Here is a 9,579-nt window from a genome sequence, read left to right on the forward strand (position 1 = left end):
CCGCCCGCACCCCGCGCGGCCCGAGCTCGATCGCCAGGTTGCGCACGAGCGTGTCGATCGCCCCGTCCGCGGGACCGGTGCCGCCCATCATCGGACTGCCGTGCGCGGAACCGCTGTTGAGGGCGAGGATCACTCCGGAGCCGCGCGCGGCCATACGGCGTCCGGCGGCGCGGGCGGTGATGAAGTGGGTGCGCAGACCGTCGGTGACCGGCCGCATGAAGTCGTCGACCGCCATGTCGGTCAGCGGCGCGCCCTGCACATCGCCGCGCGTGACCAGGTTGACGGAGATGTCGATGTCCCCGACCCGGTCGGCGTGCGCCTCCACGGCCGCCTCGTCCAGCGCGTCCACGACGGCGACCTCGGCGTCCTTGAGACCGTCGGCCACCGCCTCCAGGGTGTGCCGGGTGCGGCCGACGAGGTGGACCCTCGCGCCCTGCGCGGCGAAGGCACGGGCGACCGCCCCGCCGATGGATCCGCCGGCGCCGTAGACGATCGCGGTCTTGTCGGTGAGCAGCATGATGACGACTCCTTGGAAGAGGTGCGTACGTGACATCCATGCAGACGTACGACTCCCCCGGCACTCATCGTCACAGCCGCAGGGGCAGCCCGAACGCCGGGAAGAGGTGCGGTTCGAAGGAGGTGATCTCCGCGATGCGCTCGCCGTGGCCCCGGTCGCCGAAGCGCAGGACGTCCAGGACCTGGGCGCGGTGGACGCCGGTCCCGGGCCTGCGGACGTAGTGCGCCACCGCGAGCTGGCCGTTGGCACGGGTGGGCAGGCTGCGCCAGTGCCCGAGGAACATCGGGGAGCCGGGATCGAGGCTGCCCCGCACGAAGTCGATGAGCGCGTCGCGGCCGGTGAACCAGAACGGGTTCGGCGGCATGGTGAGGGTGACGTCCTCGGTGAGCAGCTCGGCCATCGCGTCGAAGTCGAGGCGTCCGACGGCCGCCATGTACCGGTCCAGCACGGCCTGTTGGCCCTCGGTGGGCACGGTGGCCCGCCAGTCCGAGCGCTCCCGGGGCAGGTGTTCGCGCAGGGCCAGCCGGGCCCGCTGGAGCGCGCTGTTGACGGAGGCCACGCTGGTCGACAGGGCCTCGGCGGTCTCGGCGGCGGACAGTCCGAGGGCGTCGCGCAGGACCAGTGCGGCCCGTTGGCGCGGAGGCAGGTGCTGGATCGCGGCGAGGAGGACCAGCTCCAGGGTCTCGCGGGAGACCGCGGCGGACTCGGGCTGCTCGCGCTCCTCGGTGAGGGGCATCTCGTCGTCGGGGTAGGGCTGCAGCCAGGTGATGCGGGCGGGCGGCTCGCCGTCGCCGTGGTTCATCCCCGGCACGGGTTCGTACCGCTGCGGGCGGCGCGCGGTCCGCCGCAGCAGGTCCAGGCTGGTGTTGGTGGCGATCCGGTACAGCCAGGTCCGCGCACTGGCCCGCCCCTGGAATCCGTCCCGCGCCCGCCAGGCCCGCAGGAAGGTCTCCTGCACCAGGTCCTCGGCCTCGTCGTACGACCCCGTCATGCGGTAGCAGTGCACCTGGATCTCCCGGCGGTACTGCTCGGTGAGGGCGGCGAAGTCGGTTTCGGTGAGTTCCGTAACGACATCCGGTGTGACGGAATCCCCGGGGTCCTGCGTGGTCTCGCGTGCGATACGGGCCACCCGCCTCAACTGCGCCACGGACGCGGACAGTTCTGTCACGGTGGAGTAGAGGATGTCCGCGGGCTGCGGCACCAGCCGCCCCGCCTGCCGCCCGATGTCGTCGATGAGCCCCTGCACGGTGAGCGCCTGGGGCCGGCGGCGCTCGCGGTAGGCCTTCTGGCGACAGGCGGGGGAGCAGTACACCGAACTGCGACCGCTGCGCCCGGCCCGGTCGGCCAGTGGTGTCCCGCAGCTGGGGCAGTCGTACGAGGTCATGTCGTCCACCACTGCTCGATGTCGCACATCCGCTCGGCAATCCGCGACAGCTCCTGCTCGTTCCCTGTCCGCACGTACGTCTCGGCCAGTCCGCCCAGGACATGGAGAAACGTAGACCGGCCGGCCACTCGTGCGGCCTGGAGACTCTGCGACAGGACGCGGAGCGCCGGTTCCGGCCGGCCCGCCTGTCCCAGGGCCCGGGCGAGGTTGGCCAGAGCCCTGGCCCTGGCTCCCGGGTCCGTGATCCCGGAAGCCGCGGCCGACGCCCGCTCCATGTGCCCCATCGCCTTGTCGACCAGCCCCGCGGCCACCAGTTCCTTCATCAGAAAGCCCAAGATCCTTGCCTTGGCAGCTCCATCGGTCAGGACATGGGCGTCGGCGAGCGTCCGGTCGGCCAGGCCACCGGCCCGGGTCGTCACACCGGCGGCGGTGAACGCGCTGACGAGATGCACCTGTGCGCGCAGCCGGCGGAACGGGGATCCGACGGCCCACGTGGCCTCCAGCGCGCGTTCGGCCACTTCCGCGGCCTGGTCCGCGCGGCCGGCTTCGGCGAGTCCCCTGCTCACACCGGTGAGGGCGGTCGCCACCGCAAGGGTGCCCTCGATCTCGCGGACGATCTCCAGCGCCTCCTCGGACCGCCCGGCGCGGCCGAGAGCACGAGCTACGGCGCTGAGCACCCTTCCCCTCCAGCGTTGCTGCTCCCCCATTGCGCGCGCGCCCTCCAGTGCAGGAGCGACGGCGTTCATGGCGGCCTCGTCGAGGTTGGCCGAGGCCAAGGCGCAGGCCAGCCCCGCCAGCGCCTGTGCCCGACGGCGGGCGTCCTTGATCTCCTGGCAGGACAGAAACGCGAGTTCCGGAAGGCCGGCCTCGACGCAGGCGCTGGCCGCACTGGTCAGAGCCGCCGCCCTGGCGTTGCCGGGCTCGATCCGCCGCGCGGCCGCGACGGCCTGCCGTGCGAGATCAGCGGCCTCCGCGACCCTGTCCAGCCGGACCATGTCGGGCACGATCCGGACGAACGCCTCGACCTTGTCCTGCGGTTGCCCGACGTGTTTCGCCGCGGCCAAAGCCTGCTCCATCGTCGACACCGACTGGTCCGCCATCCCGGCGGCGCCGAGTTCGGCCGCAATCCTCGCCAGGACCGTGGCCTTCAGCCGGGTGTCCTCCAGGTGCCGGGCGACGCCTAGCGCGAGTTCCGCCGCCCTCAACGCCTGGTCGACCTGGCCGAGGCCGACCAGGGCGTCGGCGACCCGGGTCAGGGTCTCGGCCCGGCTCCTGCCGTCCTGGATGCCTTCGGCGGCCCGGAACGCCCCGGCGGAATGGCCGGCGTCCGCCAGAACGCGGGCCGCTTGAGCCAGCGCACGGCTCCTGCGATCCCCGTCGGCGATCGCTTCGGCCGCCTGGATCAACTGCTCAGCCCAATCGGGGGACTTCGCCAGCTCGGTCATCATCTGTTCGAGCAACTCGTCCCGCCGGTCCGTGTCGTCGATCAGTCGGGTCGCCCGCAGCGCCGGCTCACCGGCGCCGCAGGAGGCAAGCTCCATGGCCAGTGACTCTGCCAGCGAGTACCTGCCCGGCCGATGTGACGCCGGTGCGTAGGTCGGCTTCTCCCGGAAGTCGTGGGCCTGGAGTCGGCCGGGGGCCTGCTGGTCCCTGTCGGTCACGGGTACAGATCTCAGCAGGACCACGGCCCGTTCCGCTATGTCCGATACCAGGTCGAACCGGCCTGCCGCCCGGAACGCGGGCACGAGACGGATATGCGCCAGGACCCGGGTCGCTGCGTCCTCGACGGCATCCGCCTCGACGACAGCCCGCTCGGCGGCCTCCGTCGCGGTCTCGTGCAGCCCGGCCTTCGACAGCCTCCCCATCACACCGATGAGCGTGTCGAGCTTCTCCTTCCCCGCCGCCGCGAGGTCCACCGCGAGCAATGCCGGTCCGTCCAGACCGCCGTCCGCCAGTGCCAGAGGCAGCAGGTAGGGGATCGTCGAACGCTGCTTTGCCTGAGGCGGCTGAAGGTCGCCGGGCGGTCCCGGATCGGCGGCCATGACCGTGACGGCCCGCTCCGCCGTCTCCGCAGCTCGTCTCAACTGGCCGCCGTCGGCCAGGACGCCGGCGATCCGGGCCAGCGCAAAGGCCTTCAGTGCGGCGTCCCCGATCTCGTCGCTCGTCCGCAGCGCCTGCTCGACCAGCCCCGCCCGCGCAAGGTGCGCCGCCAGGATGTAGGCAGCGCGCCCGGGTTCGCGAGAAGGGCCGCCGGGCCGCACCTCCACAGCGCTGCGGACCATGTGAACAGCGTCATCGACTCTCCCGGCCCGTGACAGCGCCGCGGCCGCACTGATCCGCAACTCGGCGTACCGGAAGTCCACCGCGAGCCTGTCGACCACGCGGAACGTCAGGCCAGCCAGGCCCGCCTCGGCCAGATCCAGCACGAGGTCGAACACCGCTCTGTACGCGTCGTACTCGCCAAGCGCCCGGGGCCCGGCGAGCGGGAAAGCAGGGAACTGTCTGCGCACGAGTACCCGTCCGGGACTGCGGCCCAGGGCCGACAGAACCCGCTCGGCCGCGTCCGCCGCCCGCTCGGTCCGGCCGGTCCGCGCGAGCGTGGAGGCCGCCCATGCCAGCACCGTGACCTTCGGCATCGGGTCCTCGATCGCACTGGACTGTGCCACCGCTCCCATGGCCGCGACAGCCGCCCACTCGTCCTGGCCTGCGTCCGTCAGGCCGACGCAGACCCGGGCGAGCTCTTCCGCTCTCCGTGCTTCCTCCTCGACCTCGCTCGCCAGCGTGACCGCTTTCCCCGCCGCGACCTCGGCCCACGCATCCTGACCGCTCTCCATCAACACCCCGGAAACGTGGGCAGCCGTCACGGCCCGGGAGCGGGTCGCGCGCCCGGCATCCAGCGCGGTGATCGTCCTGACCGTCAGCTCCCCCAGACCGGCCCGCGCGAACGCCGCAACCGCCCTGTCCAGCGCCTGGTTGTAATGCCAGGCACGCTCGATCGCGCCGACAGCCCGCAGCGCCTGCTCCGCGTTCCGCACGGACGGCCCTGTGGCAAGCAGCGCGTCCACCACCGCGACCAGGGTCAAGTCCCGTCGTCCGCCGTCCTCGATCGCACCGGCCACCCTCAGTGCCTGCTCACCCAGGCCCGCCTCCGCCAGCGCGATGGCCGCCTTCGCCAGCCCGTCGGTGCGTGCCGCGGTGTTCCTGATGTCCAGCACCGCACGCACCGCGTAGTCGGCCTGTCCGGCCCCGACCAGGGCCACCACGACGCGGGCTACGATGTCGGCTCTGGGCGGTGTGTCCTTCATCACGGCAGCCACGTCGAGGAACTGCTCGGTGGCCTGCGCCGTCCGTCCCAGGTCGGCCAGAGCCCCGGCCGCCCTGGCCAGCAGTTCGGCTCTGCGCACCGGGTCCTCCACCGCCTTGGCGGCCGACAGGGCCTGTCCGGCTGCGGTAGCGGCGTCACGTACCTGGCCCCGGCCCAACGCCGCCTCGGATATGGCCAGGTAGGCCGTACAGCGGGCCTTGGGATCGCCGACCAGCGCCGCGTAGTCCTCCGCGGTGGTGAACTGTCCCGCGGTGGTCAGAACCGCCAGCAGCTCGGGCGGCACATTGCGCGCGAGGGAGCCCAGCGTGGCGTAGACGAGCGAGCCGCACGCCTCCTCCACGAGGTCGCGAGGCGTCGTGGCACCCGCCGCCTCGATGGCCAACAGTACGTCCCGCGCGAATGAGCGGTGCGAGTGGGTTCGGCCGGCCTTCAACTCCATCCAGCGGCGACCGACCAGCCGATACAACTCCTCGTTCCTGTCCGCCTCACGGAGGTGGGCCGCGTAACGGGTGAGGAGGTAGTCCGGCGTGTCGTCCGGCCAGCCGGCGGCAGCGAACTCCGCCCCCCAGGCGAGGACACGCTCCCGGAACCTTCGCAGTTCACCGGGGCCGAACTGCTCGGACACCACCGCGCGCAGTTCCAGGTGCATGAGCTCCAACCGGTCCCGCCCGATCAGGAACCGCTCGATCGGCTGGATCGCGACTCGGACCTGCCGTAGCGGAAGTTGCAGTACGGCTGCCATCTCGCCCACGGTCATCGCACCATGCGCCACCAGAAGCAGTCCGAGAACGTCCCACGTCGCTTCGGCCTCGGCCCGCGAGTCAAGTTGTTCGAACTGCTTCTGGAAGTACTCCTTGACTCCCTGCGGGGGGTCCCGCTCCAGGTCGGCCAGGGCCCGCTCACCGCCGGCGGCCACGTCCTGACCGATGAAGCGGGCCATGAGCGGCTCGCCGCGCGTGACGTCGAGGACCCGGTCGCCCAGGCGAACCGCCATCTCCCGGGAGCAGCCCTCCATTGTCAAAAGCGCTTGGATGTCGGCGAGTTCGAGGGTGTTCAGTCTCAGTGCCTCAGCCTGCCTCAGCGGATGCTCTAGCGGCACCTGCTGCAGCGGCTCGGGGTTCGGCCGGGACGTGACCACGACACTGACGTGCTTTCCGACGAGGGACGGCAGCAGCGCGGCAATGTTCGGCTTGCCCTGCGCCATCTCGTCCAGTCCGTCGACGAGCAGGAGGAGAGGTTTCTCCGGCCGCGCGGCCTCGACCGCCCGTTCCCACAACCACAGTGACTGGCTGCGCTGCGACTCGAAGTCGGCCGGCACCCCGCCCTGTTCACCGAGCAGGTCGAGCAGTTGGGAATTGACGGCTTGAAGGAAGGAGTCCGGGGTGGCGCGGCCGGTCTCCTCCCGGATGAAGAAGTAGACGATGTTCGGCGTCACCTCCCCCCAGAACCCCGCTCGGTGGCGGCTCAGCAGCTGGGTCACGAGAGCCGTCTTGCCGTAGCCGGGCGGCGCCTCCACCAGCAGATAAGAGGGGTACTCCTGCCTGGAGAAGGCACGGATCCGCGCGAGCTCCGGCTCCCGGCCCACGAAGACGCGGTTGTAGAAGGTGACGAAGGGCTCGACCTCCCGTGTGTAGGCCAGCCGGGGGTAGGCCGGTGCCTCGTACACGGTCAGATCGCGGCCGGCCACGTTCCGCCCGGTCTGCGTAGTATCCCGGCCGCTGACGGGGCCGGTGTCCGCGTAGTTGTTCCGGACCGTGGACTCCGGATCGGTGCCGGCATGCATGGGAACCCCCGCAGTCAGTCCGTGTCCGCCGCACTCTCTTCTCGTCCTGATGTGCCGGTCTGGGCGCCTGATGTTCCGATGGTCAGGTCCCTGCCCGCGACATTTCGGCCGCGTTGGACGACGTCCCGGCCGGCGACGGCACCGGAGTCCGTCACCGAGAACGTCGCTCCTCCGGGCTCCTGCGCCTGTGCGATCAGGCGCTCGACGTCGGCGGCGAAATCAGGGTCGCGTTCGAGTTCCTCGGCGAGTGCGGCTCCGAGCGCCTGCTGCCGGCCCTCGCTGTCCGGCCGCTCCTCCGCGCCCTCCAGTACGTTCCCGGCATAACTGCCCGGTCGGAGCCGCTCCTTGAGAGCCTGATACAGCTGCTGAACCTTGGGCAGTCCGGAGTCGGACAGGGCATCGGCCGTGCGCTCGGTGACGCGCCCGGCGAGTTGGTGGAGGTAGGGAAGGAGCACGGCCACAGCGGTGGCGGCAAGGGCGGCTGGATCCAAGGCGGCGGACCTTTCACGGTGGCGCGTTCGGTATGCCGCAGAGTCTGGCACCGGATACCTGCTCCCACCACCGGATCATCACGAACGCACCACCGGAGCATAGGAGTCGGTCCCTGTACAGACTCCATACCGACGGCAGGCGGGCAGAGAACACCCGCCTGGGCATGTCGGAGCCTGGCGCCAGAAACCCGTAGGCCAGTGAGCCGCGTCGTCATGGCGCGTAGGGCAGAGTCCTACCGCCGCAGCGCCGCGTGCGGCAAGGCCGGCGCGTCCTCCCGGCGAGTGCTCTCGGTGACGCCGAACGACCGGCCCGAGGTCGGCCGCACACCCAACTGCCCCGCAGTGGTCGCCCCGAAGGCCAGCGCCATCCCCGCGAGCTGCGGCGGCGTGAGCGCCTGTCCGAGGGCCGCCCAGCCGACGACCGCCGCGGTCAGGGGGGACAGCGGGCCGAGGAAGGTGACCTGGGTGGCGGTGAGGCGGCCGATGCCGCGGAACCAGAGCCAGTACGCCACCGCCGTGTTCGCCAGCGCGAGGTAGAGGTAGCCGCCGACCGCGGACCCGTCGAGCGCGGGCGGGGCGCCCTCGACGAGGAGGGCGACCGGCGCGATCAGCAGGCCGCCCGCGGTGAGCTGCCAGGCAGTGAGCGCGAGCGGGCCGACGCCCTCGGGGCGGCCCCAGCGCTTGGTCAGCACGGTGCCGAGGGACATGGAACCGGTGGCCGCGAGCGCCGCTAGGACACCGACGGGGTCGAGGGCCCCGGCCGCCTTGAGCACGACCAGGCTCACGCCGGACGCGGCCACGACTCCGGTGAGCACGCTCCGGGCGGTGGGCCGCTGCCCCAGCAGCCCGGCCGACAGCCCGACGACGATCAGCGGCCCCACCGACCCGACCACGGCGGCCATCCCGCCCGGCAGCCGGTACGCCGACAGGAACAGCAGTGGGAAGAAGGCCCCGATGTTCAGCGCCCCGAGCACGGCCGCCTTCCCCCACCAGAGCCCGCGCGGCAGCACCCGCGCGAGGGCGAGCAGCACGAGCCCGGCGGGCAGCGCCCGCATCATGCCGGTGAACAGCGGCCGGTCGGGCGGGAGGAACTCGGTGGTGACGGCGTAGGTGGTGCCCCAGGAGACGGGGGCGAGGGCGGTGAGAAGGATGGTGGCGGGACGGTGGGCGGTCGGCTTCCTCATGGCTCCCCCTCATAGTTAGCTCAGATGAAAGTAGCTCGAAAGTAGCTTACCTCTAAGTTACTTTTCCGCAAGCCACTTTCTTGCGGCCGAGCCGGGCCCTGCGGATACTCGGCACATGAGTGCACAGCGCAAGGACGCCGTCGACGCGATCATCGACCAGTGGGCGGCCGTGCGGCCCGACCTCGACACCAGGGCCATGGAGGTCTTCGGGCGCATCTACCGCCTCGCCCGGACCATGGGCGACCGCGTGGAGAAGGTGTACGCCCCCTACGGCATCTCCCGCGGCGAGTTCGACGTCCTGGCCACCCTGCGCCGCGCCGGCGAGCCGTACACCCTCTCCCCCCGCCGGCTCTCCTCGACGCTGATGCTCACCACGGGCGGCATGACGGGCCGCCTGGACAAACTGGAACGCGCCGGCCTCCTGCGCCGCTCCCCCGACCCGCACGACCGCCGCGGCCTCCAGGTCACCCTGACGGAGAAGGGCCTGACCGTCATCGACCAGGCGGTCGCAGCGGGCCTCACCGCCCAGACGGAGGCCCTGACCACCCTGGACGACGAACAGGCCGACCAACTGGCCGACCTGTTGCGGAAGTTGCTCGCGGGCACCCAGGAGTCAGAGGGTTAACGGCCCACATGGGCGGCCAGCACCGCCTCCGTGGCGCCCGGGTCCGCCCCCTCCGCCGCCCACGCCACGTACCCGTCCGGCCGCACCAGGACGGTCGTACGGCGGGAGGTCGCCCAGTGCTCCACGGCGAGGCGGCCCTTGTGGGCGGCCCAGCCGTCACAGGCCCCGAGGTCAGGCGTGATCAGGACGAACCTGCCGCCCCGCAGGGACTCGTAGAGGCGGCCGCCGTTCGCGAGGGGCACGTCGGGGGCTCGGGTGCCGGTCAGGGGG

General features: G+C 71.7%; 6 protein-coding genes and 1 pseudogene. 1 reads left to right on the forward strand and 6 read right to left on the reverse strand.

Going from position 1 to position 9,579, the window contains the following annotated elements; translation table 11 throughout:
- The 5 genes from EHS43_RS27880 to EHS43_RS27900 all read right to left on the reverse strand — a co-directional run.
- A partial coding sequence (locus EHS43_RS27880; protein WP_125193503.1) for an SDR family NAD(P)-dependent oxidoreductase occupies positions 1-517 on the reverse strand: 517 nt, incomplete at its 3' end.
- Between the two features lie 70 nt (positions 518-587).
- A complete protein-coding gene (locus EHS43_RS27885; protein WP_125193504.1) occupies positions 588-1,901 on the reverse strand; it encodes a sigma-70 family RNA polymerase sigma factor in 1,314 nt (437 codons plus the stop codon).
- Positions 1,898-7,009 carry an ATP-binding protein gene (locus EHS43_RS27890; protein ID WP_125193505.1) on the reverse strand — a complete coding sequence of 1,704 codons (5,112 nt, stop codon included), beginning with the start codon at positions 7,007-7,009 and terminating at the stop codon, positions 1,898-1,900. The genes EHS43_RS27885 and EHS43_RS27890 overlap by 4 nt, the downstream gene beginning before the upstream one ends.
- A gap of 14 nt (positions 7,010-7,023) precedes the next feature.
- Positions 7,024-7,500 carry a hypothetical protein gene (locus EHS43_RS27895; RefSeq protein WP_125193506.1) on the reverse strand — a complete coding sequence of 159 codons (477 nt, stop codon included), beginning with the start codon at positions 7,498-7,500 and terminating at the stop codon, positions 7,024-7,026.
- Between the two features lie 233 nt (positions 7,501-7,733).
- Positions 7,734-8,684: an EamA family transporter gene (locus EHS43_RS27900; RefSeq protein ID WP_125193507.1), complete on the reverse strand. Its 951-nt coding sequence runs from the start codon at positions 8,682-8,684 to the stop codon at positions 7,734-7,736.
- Between the two features lie 115 nt (positions 8,685-8,799).
- Here EHS43_RS27900 and EHS43_RS27905 point away from each other — a divergent pair, with 115 nt between their 5' ends.
- On the forward strand, positions 8,800-9,309 hold the full coding sequence (locus EHS43_RS27905; RefSeq protein ID WP_125193508.1) for a MarR family winged helix-turn-helix transcriptional regulator: 510 nt from the start codon (positions 8,800-8,802) through the stop codon (positions 9,307-9,309).
- On the opposite strand, the pseudogene EHS43_RS27910 reads toward EHS43_RS27905, so the two are convergent.
- Positions 9,306-9,579 (reverse strand): annotated as a pseudogene (locus tag EHS43_RS27910) (FAD-dependent oxidoreductase); the annotation flags it as partial. The gene EHS43_RS27905 and the pseudogene EHS43_RS27910 sit on opposite strands and share 4 nt — an antisense overlap.

The sequence above is a fragment of the Streptomyces sp. RP5T genome, from assembly GCF_003933965.1.
GTDB lineage: Bacteria > Actinomycetota > Actinomycetes > Streptomycetales > Streptomycetaceae > Streptomyces.

What these genes read in the sequence shown, in the direction of transcription:
- EHS43_RS27885 (WP_125193504.1), bottom strand. Translation starts at nt 1,901, where the DNA reads ATGACCTCGTACGACTGCCCCAGCTGCGGGACACCACTGGCCGACCGG.
- EHS43_RS27890 (WP_125193505.1), bottom strand. Translation starts at nt 7,009, where the DNA reads ATGCATGCCGGCACCGATCCGGAGTCCACGGTCCGGAACAACTACGCG.
- EHS43_RS27900 (WP_125193507.1), bottom strand. Translation starts at nt 8,684, where the DNA reads ATGAGGAAGCCGACCGCCCACCGTCCCGCCACCATCCTTCTCACCGCC.
- EHS43_RS27905 (WP_125193508.1), top strand. Translation starts at nt 8,800, where the DNA reads ATGAGTGCACAGCGCAAGGACGCCGTCGACGCGATCATCGACCAGTGG.